This window comes from Henriciella algicola (genome assembly GCF_003576245.1).
GTDB lineage: Bacteria > Pseudomonadota > Alphaproteobacteria > Caulobacterales > Hyphomonadaceae > Henriciella > Henriciella algicola.
Genome location: NZ_QWGA01000007.1, coordinates 585,891 through 602,860, shown reverse-complemented (window position 1 = coordinate 602,860; position 16,970 = coordinate 585,891). Strand labels below are relative to the sequence as shown.

The window sequence follows — 16,970 nt, the reverse complement described above, 5'->3', positions numbered from 1 at the left end:
CCGGTCTAAATACTGAGAATGCGACTTTTACCGACACTGATCGCGCTCGCTTTCGTTGGCTGCGGTGCCCCGTCCCAGCCGCCTGCGTCTTCGGCCCAGCAGGCCCCGTCCGGCCCCGAGACGGCCAGCGTGGAGACGATAGGTCTCGACCAGACCTTGATTGCGGCAGCGATTGAAGAGGCGAGGGGACTGCCACAGCTTCGCGCGCTCATCGTCATGCGCGACGGCGAGACGCTGGTGGAAGAACGGTTCAATGGCGGACCATCGCTCGACCAGGGCGTGAACATCAAGTCGGCGTCAAAGTCCGTGATCTCCGCCATGGTCGGGATCGCCATTGATACAGGCGTCCTCGAAGGCGCTGATCAAAGCGTTCTCTCCGTCCTACAAGCCGAGGCGCCAGCAGACCCTGATCCGCTTCTGACCGAAATCAATGTCGGACACCTGCTGTCGATGCAGTCCGGTCTGGAGCGCACATCTGGCAGCAATTACGGTTCATGGGTGGTTAGCCCGAACTGGGTCCGGGATGCGCTGGGGAGACCCCTTGTCGATGAGCCCGGCGGACGGATGCTCTATTCGACAGGCAACACGCACCTTCTGTCCGCAATGCTGACCCGCGCGTCGGGCCGCGACACCTATCAGCTGGCGCAAGACTGGCTGGCCGAGCCTCTCGGCATTGCAATCCCGCGCTGGCAGACCGACCCGCAGGGCATCTATTTCGGCGGCAATAATATGCTGATGAGCCCGCGCGACATGGCCGCCTTTGGTGAGCTTTACCGTCTTGGCGGCATGGTCGACGGGCAGCGTGTGCTGTCGGAAGACTGGATCGAGCAAAGCTGGACGCCGCGTACCGTGTCGCCATGGAGCGGCGAGCAATATGGCTATGGCTGGTTCATCAGCGAAGCGGGCGGATACCCCGTGCGCTACGCATGGGGCTATGGCGGCCAGATGATCTACATCCTGCCGGATCTTGGGCTCACCGTCGTGATGACCTCAAACGCCAACACAGAACGTGGCAGCACGCATATCAATGAGCTGCACGAACTACTCGAAGAAGGCATCGTGCCCGCCGCCGTTGAGGGTGACAGCACGCTCAGTGCGTCCTGATGTGACCCAGCCATCACAACGCCTTCCGGAACCGAATTCCGGGATCGGCATTGATTCGCCATTGGAGGTCCGACAATGGCTATGCGTGCATACTGGAAAGGCTATCTGCGCCTCTCCCTCGTGAATATCGGTATCGAGCTCTACTCGGCGACAAGTTCGCAAAAGCGCGTCTCGCTACGCCAGATTCATAAGCCCAGCGGCAAGCGCATTCGCTATCAGAAGGTCGCAGAAGGCGTGGGACCCGTCGACACAGATGAGATCGTCAAAGGGTTCGAGACCAGCAAGGACGAATATGTCATCCTGGAGCCGGACGAGCTCGACGAGATCAAGCTTGAAAGCAAACGGACCATCGATCTGGTTCAGTTTGTCGAAGCCTGCGAGATTGACCCGCGCTATTTCGAAAAGCCTTATTACGTCGTGCCGCGCGATGATGAGGTCGCAGCGGAAGGTTTCACGGTCATTCGTGAGGCCCTGCGCAAGAACAAGATGGTCGGCCTCGGCCAGATGGCGGTGCGTGGGCGCGACTACGTCGTAGCGATCAAGCCGTGCGGCGACGGGCTGCTCCTGGAGACCCTGCGTTTCGCAGACGAAATCCGCGAGAGCGATACCGTCTTCGGCGATATCCCGGACATGAAACCCGACAAGGAAATGTTGGACCTTGCGAGCGAGCTGATCGAACGCAAGGCGAAGCCATTCAAGCCGGAGGCGTTCAAATCAAGCTATGCTGATGCGCTCATGGACCTGATCAAGGAAAAGCGGGACGAGGGTGCCATCAGTCATGACGACAGCTCCGATAATATCGGCGGCTCTGGCGGGCGCGGCAAGGTTGTCGACCTGATGGAGGCGCTCAAAAAGAGCGTCGACAAGGATAAGGGCGGATCGAAGAAAAAGGCTGCCTCCAAGTCATCGAAGTCGAAGTCCGGCAAAGCGGCTTGACGCTCGATGGCGAAGTCGCAGTCAGACACCCTCAAGACCTATCGCGAAAAGCGTGACTTCACGCGCACGCCGGAACCTGATGGCTCAAAATCAAAGCGCTCCAAATCGAAGAACGGCGCGCTAAGTTTTGTCATCCAGAAACATGATGCGAGCCGGCTTCATTACGATTTCCGGCTTGAGCTTGATGGTGTTCTGAAAAGCTGGGCGGTGACCAAGGGTCCGAGCCTAAACCCGGCGGACAAGCGTCTGGCCGTGCGGACCGAAGACCATCCCCTCGATTATGGCAGCTTTGAAGGTGTGATCCCCGACGGCTATGGCGCGGGCACCGTCATGTTGTGGGACCAAGGCGAATGGGAGCCGCGCGAAGACCCCCATGAAGGCCTCAAGAAAGGATCGCTCAAGTTCAATCTCAAAGGGGCGCGGCTGAAGGGTGGCTGGGCGCTCGTCCTGATGAAGAACAATTCCACCAAGGACAGGCAGAACTGGCTCCTGATCAAGGAAAAGGATGACGAAGCCGATCGCAAGTCCGACCCACGTGAAACCTGGCAGACCAGCGTGACGAGTGACCGCGATTTCGAAGAGATCGAACAGGCAGCGGCTGGCGGTGATGCCGACATACTGGGAGAAGACGAGGCCCCCGAATTTCCAGATTTTGTCGAGCCGCAGCTTGCCAAACTCCGCGATGACCCGCCCTCAGGTGACGATTGGCTGCATGAGCTCAAGTTTGACGGCTATCGCATTCAGGCACTGATCGCAGGTCATCAGGTTCGGCTCATTACGCGAAATGGCAAGGACTGGACGGATCGTTATCCCGCTGTCGCAAAAGCACTCGCTGCGCTTGAAGTAGAGACTGCGGCCATCGATGGAGAACTTGTGGCGCTTGATGAACGTGGGCACAGCCACTTTGCCTCGCTTCAGGCAGCTATAAAGGGTGAGAATGATGCGACGCTCGCTTTCTACGCATTCGATCTGCTTTCGCGAGATGGCAAGGATTTACGCAAGAAGCCGCTCACGGAGCGAAAAGCTGCGTTACGCGAAATCATTCCCGACGAGGATGAGATCGTCCGCTTCTCGGACCACATCGAGGGCAAGGGTGACGATGTCATCGGCAAGGCCTGCGGTATGGGGCTTGAAGGTATCATCTCCAAGAAGGCGACATCGAAATACCTGTCCGGGCGCGGATCGGGTTGGATCAAGTCGAAATGCGTCGGCCGCGATGAGTTTGTGATCGGCGGCTATCGCAAGTCAGACAAGAAGGGGCGGGCGTTCGCGTCGCTCCTGCTCGGTGAATTCGAGGACGGTAAACTCCACTATCGCGGCCGGGTCGGTACCGGATTTGATGAAGCGACGATGGATGAGTTGTCGGCGGCGATGACCAGACTGGAGCGCAAGACGAGCGCTTTCGAAGACCTGCCTGCTGACGCCAGGCGCGGCGCTGTCTGGCTGACGCCGAAGCTCGTCGCCGAGATCGCCTATACAGAGCGCACGCCCGACGGCCTGCTTCGCCATCCGAGCTTTCAGGGTCTGCGCGAGGACAAGGAGGCAAAGCAAGTGAAGACGCGCCGCGAAAAGGAAACGGAGACAGTCCAGGACGCCGATGATGGAAAGGTACTTGGCGTACGGATCAGTCATCCGGACCGTGTCGTCTATGAGGAGCAAGGCGCGACCAAGCGCGAAATTGCCGAATACCTGGCGGAGATCGCACCGCGTATGCTGCCTTACATTGAGGACCATCCCGTCAGCTTGGTCCGCTGTCCGTCCGGCGCAGGCGGCAAGTGTTTCTATCAGAAGCACCATACAGACTCCGTCCCGGGTGCGATCGACGAAGTTCAGATTGAGGAAAAGGATGGCGAGACGTCCGGCTACCTTCTACTGAACTCGGCTGAAGCGCTGGTTTCAGCAGCGCAGATCGGCGCCCTCGAGCTGCACATCTGGGGCTCGCGCACGGACCGGCTGGAACGCCCCGACCGTCTCGTTCTCGATCTCGATCCGGATGAAGGGCTGGATTTTGAAGATGTGAAAAGCGCAGCCTTCGAAGTGCGCGATGTGCTCAATGCGGCTGGGCTGCAGACCTTTGCGTTGTTGACGGGCGGCAAAGGCATTCACGTGATCGCTCCGCTGGAACGTCGACAGGGCTGGGATGAAGTGAAATCCGCCGCCCGTGGGCTCGCAAGAAAGCTGTCTGAAGCTGATCCGGGTCGCTACGTTGCCGAGATGTCCAAAGCCAAGCGCAAGGGGCGCATTTTCATCGACTGGCTGCGCAATGAACGCGGCGCGACAGCGGTCTGTCCCTATTCACTCCGCGCGAGGCCGGGGGCGCCGATTGCGACACCCGTCCGTTGGGATGAGTTGTCCCGCATCAGCTCAGGGCACGACTATACGCTGTCGACGATCCGGCGTCGGCTGTCAGCGCTGAAATCAGACCCCTGGGAGGGGTATGACACCGTCCGCCAGTCTATCTCAAAAAGCGTGCTGGACATACTGGCTGACGACTAGGCTTTCAGCGCCTCGGCGCCCTTGAGAAGGTCCTCGATCTTGATTGGATAGCGCGGCGTGCGCACGCCGATGGCATGCCAGACGGCATTTGCGATCGCGCCCACTGTGCCCGTAATACCAAGCTCTCCGACACCCTTGACGCCAAGGTCATTCACATGCGGGTCGTCCTCATCGACCAGCAGCGCCTCGACATGCGGCACGTCCGCCAGAACGGGGATGTGATAGCCCGCAAAGTCATTGTTAAGCGGGCGGCCAGTCCGCTTGTCGTGAACGCCCTCCTCGTGCAGCGCAAAGCTCATGCCCCAGATCATACCGCCGGTAAGCTGGCTTTTCGCAAGGCGCGGATTGATGATCCGGCCCGCTGCGAACGCCCCGATGAGACGGGTGACGCGCACCTGATAGAGGTCCGGATCAACCTTCACTTCGGCAAAGACGGCACCGTGCGAGAACATGGCATAGGTCTCGGTGCTCGCCTTGTCGCGGTTGCCCCGGCCCTGGCCCTCAATCTCATCGATCCCCGCACGTTCCAGAATGGCGGTGTAGGGTTCGCCAACACTCGGGTCGCTGGCTTTGAACAGGCGACCATTTTCGCCGATCAGCCGTTCATTGCCTGCGCCGAAGAGAGGAGAGTCGCTATCCTTGGTCGCAATCTCTGCGAGCTGGCGGATAACGTCATTGCCAGCTGCAAAGAGCGCGCCGCCAGCCGAGGCCGTGTGCGCCGAGCCGCCTGCGACGCTGCCGTCCGGCAGGTCTGAGTGGCCGATGTCGAAGTCGATATCGTCGGCAGCCATGCCAAGGCCATCAGCCGCCATCTGCCAAAGGGCGGTCCATGCACCCTGACCCATATCGGCGCCGGACGTTTCAGCGCGCGCCGTTCCATCCTTGCGCAGAACCGCTCGCGCCTTGGCAGGGAAAAAGGGCGCATGGAAAATACTCGTGCCCATACCCCAGCCAGTCAGCAGGCCATCTTCATCGCGCATCTGGCCAGGTTTGGGTGGCCTGTCTGTCCATCCAAAGGCGTTAGCGGCTGTCTCATAACATTCGCGCAAGGCCTTGGCTGAATAAGGTTTTCCGTTGGAGTGGTCTTTCTCTGCATAGTTGTGCAGGCGGAACTCCAGCGGATCCATACCAGCCTTCTCAGCCGCCATGTCTATGGCGCATTCAATGACCGCAGACCCGGTCGCGATGCCCGGCGCGCGCATGGCGCCCGGCGTGCCAGTGTCAAACCGCGTACCCGAATGGGCGACGCTGATCGCTGGGGTCGCATAGAGGCTGAGGCCCGCATTCGCTGCACCATCGAGCCAGTTGTCAAAGCTGCTAGTCGAGACGTTGGCCTGATGCTCAAAGGCGAGCAGGCGGTTGTCGGCGTCGATGTCATAGCGGACCGTCTGGCGCGTCGCGCTGCGGTGCTGGACCGGCCCGAACATCTGGTCGCGCTTGAGCGCCAGTTTCACCGGCCTTTTCAGTTCGCGCGCTGCAAGTATGCCCAGCATTTGCGGGCCAAACAGGACGGCCTTGGAGCCAAAGCCGCCACCGAGATAGGGCGAACGGAGCGTCACATTCTCTGCCGGGATGCCGAAATAATTGGCGATGCCTGGCTTGGCGAGGCCGATAGCCTGATTGGGCATGTCGACAGTGAGCTTGTCGCCATCCCACGCGGCGACGACCGCATGCGGCTCCATCGCATTGTGATACTGGAGCGGTGTTTCTACGACGACGCTGACACTGGACGCAGCCTGCTTGCGTTGAGCCTCAAGGTCACCGGTCGCAAACTTCGGTGGGGTCGATATGCCGACCGCTTCAGGCGTGAACGCCTCACCATCGTCAAAACCGATCCGCGCTGGCTGCTCGTCATACTCTGCCTTGATGAGGCGTGCGCCTTCAATGGCGGCTTCGAGCGTTTCGGCGACGACAACGGCGATGGGCTGTCCGGCATAGCGGACATCATTATGCTGGAGCACATCGATCCGCGCGGTAAACGGCGTCGTCTTTTCGTCCGGGTCCTGCGACAGGGCAGGGGTATTTTCCGGCGTCATGACATGGACAACGCCCGGATGGGCGAGCGCTGCCTTCGTGTCCAGCAAGGTGACGCGGCCGCGGGCGATGCTGGCGCCTGCAAAGACAGCGTGGAGCAGCCCTTCGGGCCGGTTGTCGGCCGCGTAATTGGCCTTGCCGGTGACCTTGGCAAGGCCGTCCTTGCGCGTCATCGACTGGCCGGAATTCGAGCCGAGCCGGACATGGTGGGCGGCAACCATCGGTGTATCAGCCATTATCGTGCCTCCTTCCCGGTTGCGAAGACAGAGCCGGGCAGGTCCGGCATGGTTGCCGGGGTGCCGTCGGCGGCCGCCTTCAGCGCGCGGATCAGGATCCGCTTTGCGAGTTCGATCTTGTGCGCATTGTCGCCCGAAGGTTTCGCGTCAGCGAGCGCGGCATCGGCGGCCTTCCGGAATGCGGCCTCGCCTGCCTCGGCACCGTTCAGTGCATCCTCGGCCTCGCGGGCGCGCCACGGTTTGGCGGCGACACCGCCGAGGGCGATGCGTGCATCCTTGATCCGGCCATCGCCGATATGAAGCATGGCCGCAGCCGACACGATGGCGAACGCATAGGAGGTCCGGTCGCGTAGCTTGATATAGCGGGCGCGCGCGGCGAAACGCTTGGCATCAGAGGGTAGGGTGACGGCCGTGATGATCTCGCCCTGCTTCAGCGTGCTGCCCGGAGGCGTGGACGCATCTGGAAGGCGGTAGAACTCATCGATCGATATCTGCCGGCTTCCATCCGGTCCATCGACTTCGACCAGTGCACCAAGCGCTGCGAGCGGTACGCAGAAATCGGACGGGTGAACCGCGATACAGGTCTTGGTCCAGCCAAGCACGGCGTGTTTGCCGTTCACGCCCTCGAGCGCGTCGCAGCCCTGTCCCGCTTTATGGAGATTGCAGGCGCTGTGAGCGTCGTAGAAATAGGCACAGCGCGGCTGCTGCATCAGGTTGCCGCCAACAGTCGCAGCATTGCGGAGCTGTCCCGACGCGCCAGCGAGAAGCGCTTCGGCGACAGCCGGAAAATCCTTTTGAATGAGATCATTACGGGCAAGGTCTGAGTTGCGGACCATCGCGCCAATACGTAGGGAGCCGTCCTTCTGTGGCTCAATACGTTGCAGCTCATCAAGGCGTGTGATGTCGACAAGGCTGTCAGGGGTGCGCACGCCTGCTTTCATCAGGTCCAGCAAATTTGTGCCGCCGGCATAGTAGGAGGCGCCGGGTTTACTGCCCGCCTTGATCGCGTCGGCGACCGTTTCTGGGCGCTCATAATCGAAAGTATTCATGACTTGCCTGCCTTGGCGATATTCGCCTGCGCTTCGAGTACCGCGTCCTGGATGCCGGCATAGGCGCCGCAGCGACAAAGATTGCCGCTCATGCCTTCTCGGATCGCTTCGGCGGATGCCTGGCCACCCGTTTCACTGAGCAGCCCCACCGCGCTCATGATCTGGCCGGGCGTACAATAGCCGCACTGGAAGCCATCATTCTGAATGAAGGCCGCCTGGACCGGATGGAGCGTGTCGCCATCGGCTAGGCCTTCAACTGTGGTGATGTCGGCGCCATCGAGGCTGACCGCCAAAGTGAGGCAGCTGTTCACGCGCCGCCCGTCCACCAGCACTGTACAGGCCCCGCACTGGCCGCGGTCGCAGCCCTTTTTAGTGCCCGTAAGCCCTATCCGTTCACGAAGCACGTCGAGCAATGTCGGGCGTGGATCTTCAAGGTCCACACCATGTTCTGTGCCGTTGATGTTCAGAGATATCCGAAGCGCCATAATCCCTCCGCGCTAGCGTGTCTGACCATCATGCTAGTTCGGGGCATTCGCTTAGGCGAGCCATTGGCGAGGAATTTATTGGTTTCCCCAACAAAAAAGCGCCCCGGACGGGCCGGGGCGCTTTCCTGGTTTGTAACTGGCGTCGAGCCTAGTTGATGTCGAAACGGTCGAGCATCATGACCTTGTTCCAGGCCTTCACGAAGTCGTTGACGAACTTCTTCTCGTGGCCGTTCTCAGCGTACACTTCCGAGATGGCGCGCAGCTGCGAGTTGGAACCGAACACGAGGTCGGCGCGGGTGGCCGTCCAGACGAGGTCGCCGCTTGCGCGGTCGTGGCCTTCATAAAGGTGCTCGTTCTCTTCGGACGCTTTCCACGCGGTGCACATGTCGAGCAGGTTGACGAAGAAGTCATTCGTCAGCTGGCCGACGCGCCTGGTGAGGACACCGTGCGGCTTGCCATCAGAGTTGGTGCCAAGGACACGCATGCCGCCGACCAGAACCGTCATCTCAGGTGCGCTGAGGGTCAGGAGCTGTGCACGGTCGACGAGGAGTTCCTCAGCCGGGACGAGATAGTCAGCCTTCACGAAGTTGCGGAAGCCGTCTGCCTTTGGCTCAAGCCAGGCATAGGATTCAACATCCGTCATTTCCTGCGTCGCGTCGGTGCGGCCCGGCGTGAACGGTACGTCCACATCATGGCCGGCGTCCTTGGCAGCCTTCTCGACAGCGGCGCAGCCACCCAGCACGATCAGGTCGGCCATAGAGACTTTCTTAGAGCCGGAGTCGAAGCCCGATTTGATCTCTTCCAGCTTGGAAAGGACCTTGGCGAGCTGCTCAGGATTGTTTGCTTCCCAGTGCTTTGCCGGGTCGAGACGCACGCGGGCGCCATTGGCACCGCCGCGCATGTCGGAGCCGCGGAACGAGGCAGCCGAAGCCCATGCAGCGGAAACGAGTTCCGAGACAGAAAGGCCGGAAGAAAGGATCTTCTCTTTCAGCGACTTGATGTCGGACGCGTCAACGAGATCATGATCGACCGGTGGGATCGGATCCTGCCAGAGCAGGTCTTCCTGAGGTGCCTCTTCGCCGAGATAGCGGACTTTGGGGCCCATATCGCGGTGGGTCAGCTTGAACCAGGCGCGTGCGAACGCATCCGCGAACTCCTGTGGGTTCTCATAGAACCGACGGGAGATTTTCTCGTAGGACGGGTCGGTCTTCAGCGCGAGGTCGGTCGTGAGCATGATGGTCGAGACCTTCTTGGAGCTGTCATCAGCTGCCGGGGCGAGGTCTTCTTCCTTCACGTTCTTCGGCTCCCACTGATAGGCGCCTGCCGGGCTCTTGGTGAGCTCGTAGTCATACTCAAACAGCATGCGGAAGTAGTTCATGTTCCACTCGGTCGGGGTCGGCGACCAGGCGCCTTCCAGACCGGAGGTAATGGCATGACCGCCAACGCCGGACTCGTGGGTGCTGTGCCAGCCGAAGCCTTGCGCTGCGATGTCGGAACCTTCCGGTTCTGCACCGACCAGCGAAGCGTCGCCTGCACCGTGACATTTACCGAAGGTGTGACCACCAGCGATCAGCGCGACAGTTTCTTCGTCGTTCATCGCCATGCGGGCAAACGTATCGCGGATATCGAACGCGGCCTTCATCGGGTCAGGCTCACCATCCGGACCTTCAGGGTTCACATAGATGAGACCCATCTGAACGGCTGCGAGCGGGTTCTCGAGCGCGCGGCCTTCAGCGTAACGGCTGTTCGGCTTGTCAGACGTGGCGAGCCACTCTTCTTCAGTGCCCCAGTAGACGTCCTTCTCTGGTTCGAAGACGTCCTTGCGGCCGCCAGCAAAACCAAAGGTCTTGAAGCCCATATCCTCAAGCGCGACGTTGCCAGCGAGGATCATGAGGTCAGCCCAGGACAGGCCTGCGCCATACTTCTGCTTGATCGGCCAGAGAAGGCGGCGTGCCTTGTCGAGGTTGCCATTGTCTGGCCACGAGTTGAGCGGCGCAAAGCGCTGCTGGCCCGTGCCGGAACCACCGCGACCGTCACCGACGCGATAGGTACCTGCAGAGTGCCAAGCCATGCGGATCATGAATGGACCGTAGTGACCATAGTCAGCTGGCCACCAATCCTTGGAGTCTTTCAACGCGACCGCGATGTCTTTTTTCACCTGCTTGAGGTCGAGCTTCTTGAAGGCTTCGGCATAGTCGAAGTCTTCACCCATCGGGTCACCAGCCGGGTGATTTTGATGGAGAATGTCGAGGTTGAGGAGTTTCGGCCACCAATCCTTGTTGCGTGGACCCTTGAAGAGCCAGTGGCGCTCTTCACCGTGAATTACTGGGCACTTGGCGTCGTCAGCCATGGGTTAAATCCTTCCTTCTAACCTGTGCGTTGATCTGAACCTTGAACATACCGGATCAAGCTTCATCGAACAAATCAAAACGCCGCTGAATAGCTATTGTGAAAATCTATATATAAGCGCAAAGCAAGACAGGCCGGGGATACCGGCCTGTCTGTCAGAACTGCGATTTCTGCTGGGGATCAGATGTCCACAACAATCTTGCCGAAATGCTTCTGGCTCGCCTGATGAGCGAACGCATCGGCCAGTTTCTCGAGTGGGAAATGGTCGCTGATCACCGGCTTGATGCCGGATGATTCGATGGCGGCGATCATGTCTTCCTGAGACTGGCGCGAGCCGACCGTAATGCCGGACACGGTGATATTTGAGCTGAAGAGGGCAGCCGTTGGCACCTCCCCGGAGATGCCGGTCAGCACGCCGATCAGCGAGATGTGACCACCAATGCGACATGCTGCGATGGACTGAGCCATCGTGCCGGGGCCGCCAATCTCGATCACTTCATCGACGCCGCGGCCACTCGTGATCTCCTTGGCTTTTGCGCCCCAATTGGGTGTTTCCTTGTAATTGATCACATAATCCGCGCCGAGCTCTTTCAGCTTGTCGAGCTTCTCCTGAGACGAAGATGTCGAGATCACGCGCGCGCCAGCCGCCTTGGCAAACTGGAGTGCGAAGATCGATACGCCGCCCGTGCCTTGCGTGAGCACCCAGTCGCCTGGCTGGATGGAGTTTTCCACCATCAGGCCACGCCATGCGGTCAGCGCCGCGCAGGGCAGGGTCGCCGCTTCAGCAAAGCTCCAGCCTTCCGGCATGCGGGTCAGGCCCTCTGCAGGCGCGGCAACAAGTTCAGCCGAAAAGCCGTCGATCCGGTCGCCCGGCACCGCCAGCATCTTGTCGAGTTCGGGCGGACCGTCGCGCCAGCCGGGGAAGAAGGTCGAAAGAACCTTGTCGCCTTTCTTGAAGCGGGTGACGCCTTCACCGACCTCGACGACTTCGCCAGCACCATCGGACATCAGGATGCGGCCATCCGGCGTGGGGATACCGCCCTGCGCAACAACGAAGTCGTGATAGTTCAGCGAGCTCGCCTTCACCCGCACCAGTACCTCACCGGCCTTGGGTTTCGGGTCGTCGCGCGTTTCGATCTGGATATTCTGCAGACCGCCCGGCTTCTTCAGGCTGGCAACTTTCATTGAGACTCTCCCTTGTGTTTCCTTGGTTGGGACGAGCCAAAGCATCGCTGACCCTGCGAAAGCCAAGCGAAAAGCCGAGATGCCCCATGTGCAACCGCGAATGAAGTCCGCGCGTTGAAACTCTAACAGAAAATCAATGTTGGAGATCCGATGGCGAAAGCGGCCACACCCACGAAGTCTACGAAGCAAAAACCGGCTTCGGGCACGAAGCAATCTTCAGGTGGAGCCAAGTCTGGCACGCAGAAGAAAAAGCCAGCCGAGAAGCCCAAGCCCTGGCGCCAGGCTAACGGCAAGGTCGATGCTTTCAGGGTGCTCGCCGAACGGTTGGCGAATGGAGAGCAAGTCATCCCGCCTCGCATGCTGACCGGCCAGGCGCGGCGCGAACATGTTCGCTCAACCCTGCGCGAGGACCATGCTACCCGCATCGCCAATCGCGCGCCGGGCGCCGCCAACAAATTCGACACGCTGGCAGGTGACTACTTCAAATTCTTCCGCGGCACGGCCTTGCTCTTCTACCGCGATCTCGTCGGCGAAGATGCAAGTATGCCAACGGTCATGGCGCTCGGAGATGTTCACCCCGAAAACTTTGGTGTGATGCCCGATGCGAATGGTGCGCCGATCTTCGGCGTCAACGATTTTGACGAGACGATCTACGCGCCATTCACCTGGGATATCAAAAGGGGTGCCGTGGGCTTCTGGGTCGCGACTGACATGGTTTCGGGCATGAAGCGCAAGAAGCGCCGGAAGGTCGTAGCGAAGTTCGTGAAGGGTTATCTCAAAGCGATGAAGACCTATGCGCGTCACTCAAATGAGGAGCACGACGCGTTCAGACTGAACAATTCGCCAGAGGTCATCCAGCGCCTGTTCGAGGAAGCCTGGGAAGAGCGCAGGGACTGGCTTTGGGACGACTATCTGAAACCGAATGGGCGGGGCTTTCGCTCCGACGATGAGCTCCAGCCTCTCTCCAGCGAGAAAGAGAAGTTCCAGAAGGCGGTCAATGAGCTTGCCGAGCGCAAGGGCTTCGATGTTCCCGACCGGGCAGGTGAGCTCAAGGTGAAGGATGTCTGTGTTCGCCACGGGCAAGGGACGGCCTCGCTCGGCCTCCCTAGATACTACGTCCTGATCGAGGGGCCATCCAAGGACGCGACCGACGACATCATCATCGAATTCAAGCGGGCACGCCTCTCTGCCCTCGAAGGACTGACACCGCCGAGCGACTTCAATGCGGGCTCCAAGGCCGATCGGATCGCCCACGGCCAGAGTGTCCAGCTTGCGCATGGCGACATCTTCTATGGCGCGGTTGAGATCGACGGCGAAAGCTTCATGAGCCGGGAGCGCGCGCCGTTTCGGGACGACATCGACATCGACAAGCTGAGCTACAAGACCTGGAAGAAATACGCCAAGGCGTGCGGCGCGGCGCTTGCTCAGGCGCATGCCCGCTCAGATGATCTCGGTCAGATCGACTATGACGTCGAACCAGCCATTCTGGAGGCAACACGTCCTCGCCATCTCTTCATCGACGATATCGTTCGCTTCACCGCAGAGGCGGCCGACCGGTTGAAGCAGGACCACAAGATGTTCTGTGAAGATCACGCCAGAGGAGCGTTTGAGAATATCGAGATGATCTATCGTTAGGCCTCACTGATCCGGCAAAGAAAAAGGGCGGCAGATTTCTCAGCCGCCCTTTCATGTTTCGAATGTCATACCTGACTAGCGGCGGAGCGTGAACTCCACACCGACCAGACGGCCCTTCTTGAGCGGCGAGAACGTGCCGCCACCCGGGAATGGCTGGTAAGGGGTCTGCACACCGTTGGACAGCGGGCCAGGGAAAGGCAGCTGCGTGTCGTTACCGGCCTGAACGCTGTCGAGTAGGTTCTGACCGAAAAGCGACACGGTGAAGCCATCATAAGGCGTTTCCCAGCTGATGTTCGCGGACAGCTGATGGGAATCCTGGATCCAGCCGAAGTTGCTATCGGTGTAGGCGATACGGTCGCGGTACTGATAATTTGCGCGGCTGATCAGGGCGCCCATGTCACCGAGATCGATGTCATATATCGCGCCGACACCATAGGTGACCGGAGGAACGCGCGGCAGGTCGAGACGCTGGTCAAGAATGTTGACCTGCGTGTCGCCGGAGATGTCGAAACGGACATCGTCATAGCTCGCATCGATCAGGCCAGCATTGAAGTTGACCAGGAAGTTGTCGGTCAGCGCAACGCGGCCTTCAACTTCGACACCGATGATGGTCGCGTCAGCCGTGTTCAGGATGTTCTGAACGACGCCCGATGGGCCAGCAGTGTTCACTTCGCGCTGCATGTCGGCGATTTCGGTCAGGAAGGCTGCACCGTTAAGCTGGATGCGGCCGTCTTCGCTGCCGGACTTGAAGCCGATTTCGAACGCATCGACTTCTTCTTCGTCAAAGCCGAAATTGCCGCCGGTTGCCGGCACAATCTGGTTCAGAAAGACGCCAACATCCGTGATGCGGAAGTTGTAGCCGCCCGAGCGGAAGCCCTTGGTGTAGTAGCCATAGGTCTGGAAGTTGTCAGACCAGAAGTATTGCAGGCCAACTTTCGGGGTCCAGTTCGACCAGTCGTCGCCATCGGAGAAGCCGTTTGGCTCTTGTGCGCCGAGGGCACCGAGAAGCTGGTTGAAGCCGTCGGTCGGGCAGGTGCCGTCAACGACAGAACACTCGAAGCGCGGACGGATGAAGGTCACGTCGGCGTCTTTTTCTTCCTTCGAATAACGAAGGCCAGCCGTCACGATCAGGTCAGGCGTGATCGAGTAATCGACGTTTGCGAAAGCGCCGTAGACCGTGTGGTCCTGCGAACCGCCGCCGTAGAAGATCCACGGAATGGTCGCTGGAAGCGGTGCCGGGCGCGTGGTCGGCAGGTTGCGGACTTCGGTATAGTCGAGCGTCTGGTTGAAGTAGTAGACGCCCGTGGTGAGGTCCACATTACCGAACGTGCCAGCATAGCGCAGCTCGTTGGAGATCTGTTCCTGCAGGAATTCTGCGTTTGAGTGGAACAGTGTGAACGGCGTTGCGTCGATGTCGCTACCGGTGCTCAGGGAGTCATATTCGCGGTAGCCGAGAATGTTGGTGATCGTACCGTTGCCGAAGTCGACATCATAGTCAGCGCGCAGCGATGCGAAGATGGTTTCGGCTTCGCCGGTGCCTGGGCTGTTGATCGAGAAGTCGAAGCTGTCGCGATCGAAGTAGGAGCGGTTCTGGCCGGACGGGCCGTCGACGCGGCTGTCGGTGTACTCAGCCTTCGCGAGGAAGGTGAGGCGATCGCTTGCAAACCACTCGAGCGCGCCGCGATAGATCGCGACCTGTGCTTCGCCGTGATTGTCGCCGTCGTTCAGGTTTTTGAAGTAGCCAGCGTCGGTGTTGTAGTAAGCACCGATCTTGCCGTTCAGGACGCCATCGATCAGAGGGCCGGAAACCGTGCCCTGGATGGTGGAGTTGAGGCCACCGCGATCATCGTCGATCGGGCCGTCAAAGGTCGCCTGTGCCTTGTAGCTGAACTCGTCGGTCGGGTTGCCCGTATTGACGACCAGCGCACCACCGGTGGTGTTACGGCCGAACAGGAGGCCTTGTGGGCCGCGCAGGACTTCAACGCTGTCGAGGTCGAACAGGTCGACGACGACGCCGTTGTTCACACCGAGATAGACGCCATCGATAAACACACCAACGGCTGGGTCGATCGACGGGATCGACGAGTTCACGCCGAGGCCACGGATAGCGAAGTTTGCCGTGCCGCGTGCCGTGCCAACGTCATCGAGCGAGACGTTCGGCGTGGAGTAGGAAAGGTCTTCGAGGTTTGCGACGTTCAGTGCGTCGAGCGTGTCTTCGTTGAACGCGGTCACGGAGACAGGAACGTCCTGCACGTTTTCAACGTTCTGCTTTTTGGTTGCAGACACGGTGACCTTCTGAAGGACACGGTCCACTGCCGACTCGCGTTCTGCTTCTGGTGCCTCTTGGGCGAAGGCAGGAGCCTGCGCGAGAATGGCGACGGAAGCGGCCGTCGAGAGGAGGAATTTGCTGCGTTGCATAAAGTTTAGACTCCCAGATCGTTATTTTTCTGATTTGCGTGTCGATAACCCCAACAGTCATTGGAGATCGCACCGCAGCACGCCATAAAGTGTGCTGCCGCAAATTCTCAATGGGAGAAATCAGCGTTATGCAAAAATACTTCACTAGTGATGTTTTGTTGCATCACTTTGGGGAAACATAGACATCTAAAGTTGCGCCGCAGCATGTATTCGCGTGGCGAACCTATCCGGAAGGGAATGCGGCCTTACGCTTTTCGAGGAAGGCGCGGTAGCCTTCGCGGAAGTCTTCGCCAGCCGCACCGTCGACCATATACTTCAGAAGCGCTTCGTCGCTCGCATCATTCTGGACGTCGCGCACCATCTCTTTCAGTGCTTTCACTGACCAGGAAGAATTTGCGGCAATCTCCTGAACTGTCTTCCGGGCGGCCTCGATGACACTGCCGTCTCGTGCCACTTCGTTCACAAGCCCCAACGCATGTGCTTCGTCAGCCGAAAACCGGCGCGCAGAAAACAGCATATGCTTGGCATTTGAAGGGCCAACCAGTCTGACCAGCCGCCGAAGGTCGGCCGGAGGGTAGACGATCCCCAGTTTTGCAGGCGGCAATCCGAAAGATGCTTCAGGCGAAGCCATTCGGATATCGCAGGCAACGGCCAGGGCGACGCCCGCGCCGAAACAGCTTCCCTCGACGGCGGCAATGACCGGTTTGCTGCAATTCTCGATCGCGCTCATCGCATCGGAGATGATTGCCGTCGTTTCGCGCGTGTTGGCTTCGTCAGAATAGATTGTCTCGAACTCAGAGATGTCCACGCCGGCCGCGAAATGGCCGACATCGCCGCCATGGATAATCAGCGCCTTCGCCGCGCTATCGGCGTCGACCGTCCTGACGAGAACGGGCAGGGCTGCCCACATGGACATGCTGAGCGCATTGCGCCTTGCGGGCGCATTGATGACGATTTCCGCGCAGCTACCTGAGCCAGTGAGAAATACGGGGCGGTTTTCCGGTGTGGACATTGGCCACCGCTTTCAGCTTACAGGTAGCCCG

General features: G+C 59.8%; 11 protein-coding genes. 4 read left to right on the top strand and 7 right to left on the bottom strand.

What is annotated here, in order from left to right; translation table 11 throughout:
- Nucleotides 1-18 precede the first annotated feature (18 nt).
- The 3 genes from D1222_RS12575 to ligD all read left to right on the top strand — a co-directional run bounded on the left by D1222_RS12575 (nucleotide 19) and on the right by ligD (nucleotide 4,536).
- Nucleotides 19-1,104, top strand: a complete 1,086-nt coding sequence (locus tag D1222_RS12575; protein ID WP_233348738.1) for a serine hydrolase domain-containing protein — start codon at nucleotides 19-21, stop codon at nucleotides 1,102-1,104.
- A gap of 75 nt (nucleotides 1,105-1,179) precedes the next feature.
- Complete coding sequence (gene ku, locus D1222_RS12570) at nucleotides 1,180-2,040, top strand: non-homologous end joining protein Ku (RefSeq protein WP_119454594.1); 861 nt, start codon at nucleotides 1,180-1,182, stop codon at nucleotides 2,038-2,040.
- A 6-nt stretch (nucleotides 2,041-2,046) separates the two neighbouring features.
- Nucleotides 2,047-4,536, top strand: coding sequence for a DNA ligase D (gene ligD, locus D1222_RS12565; RefSeq protein WP_119454593.1), 2,490 nt, complete (start codon nucleotides 2,047-2,049; stop codon nucleotides 4,534-4,536).
- Here the strand turns inward: ligD and D1222_RS12560 are convergent.
- The 5 genes from D1222_RS12560 to D1222_RS12540 all read right to left on the bottom strand — a co-directional run bounded on the left by D1222_RS12560 (nucleotide 4,533) and on the right by D1222_RS12540 (nucleotide 11,874).
- Nucleotides 4,533-6,806, bottom strand: a complete 2,274-nt coding sequence (locus tag D1222_RS12560) for a xanthine dehydrogenase family protein molybdopterin-binding subunit (RefSeq protein ID WP_119454592.1) — start codon at nucleotides 6,804-6,806, stop codon at nucleotides 4,533-4,535. The two genes, ligD and D1222_RS12560, sit on opposite strands and share 4 nt — an antisense overlap.
- A complete protein-coding gene (locus tag D1222_RS12555; protein WP_119454591.1) occupies nucleotides 6,806-7,855 on the bottom strand; it encodes an FAD binding domain-containing protein in 1,050 nt (349 codons plus the stop codon). Before D1222_RS12555 ends, D1222_RS12560 begins: the two co-directional genes overlap by 1 nt.
- Nucleotides 7,852-8,340: a (2Fe-2S)-binding protein gene (locus D1222_RS12550; protein ID WP_119454590.1), complete on the bottom strand. Its 489-nt coding sequence runs from the start codon at nucleotides 8,338-8,340 to the stop codon at nucleotides 7,852-7,854. The genes D1222_RS12555 and D1222_RS12550 overlap by 4 nt, the downstream gene beginning before the upstream one ends.
- 148 nt (nucleotides 8,341-8,488) lie before the next feature.
- Nucleotides 8,489-10,690, bottom strand: a complete 2,202-nt coding sequence (katG, locus tag D1222_RS12545) for a catalase/peroxidase HPI (protein WP_119454589.1) — start codon at nucleotides 10,688-10,690, stop codon at nucleotides 8,489-8,491.
- A gap of 179 nt (nucleotides 10,691-10,869) precedes the next feature.
- On the bottom strand, nucleotides 10,870-11,874 hold the full coding sequence (locus tag D1222_RS12540; RefSeq protein ID WP_119454588.1) for a zinc-dependent alcohol dehydrogenase family protein: 1,005 nt from the start codon (nucleotides 11,872-11,874) through the stop codon (nucleotides 10,870-10,872).
- A gap of 150 nt (nucleotides 11,875-12,024) precedes the next feature.
- On the opposite strand from D1222_RS12540, the gene D1222_RS12535 reads away from it, so the two are divergent.
- The gene (locus D1222_RS12535) at nucleotides 12,025-13,509 is read left to right on the top strand and encodes a DUF2252 domain-containing protein (RefSeq protein WP_119454587.1); all 1,485 of its coding nucleotides are present in this window, start codon (nucleotides 12,025-12,027) and stop codon (nucleotides 13,507-13,509) included.
- A gap of 75 nt (nucleotides 13,510-13,584) precedes the next feature.
- Here the strand turns inward: D1222_RS12535 and D1222_RS12530 are convergent, their stop codons facing one another.
- Nucleotides 13,585-15,927, bottom strand: a complete 2,343-nt coding sequence (locus D1222_RS12530) for a TonB-dependent receptor (RefSeq protein WP_119454586.1) — start codon at nucleotides 15,925-15,927, stop codon at nucleotides 13,585-13,587.
- A gap of 223 nt (nucleotides 15,928-16,150) precedes the next feature.
- Nucleotides 16,151-16,939 carry an enoyl-CoA hydratase/isomerase family protein gene (locus D1222_RS12525; protein WP_119454585.1) on the bottom strand — a complete coding sequence of 263 codons (789 nt, stop codon included), beginning with the start codon at nucleotides 16,937-16,939 and terminating at the stop codon, nucleotides 16,151-16,153.
- Nucleotides 16,940-16,970: the final 31 nt, after the last annotated feature.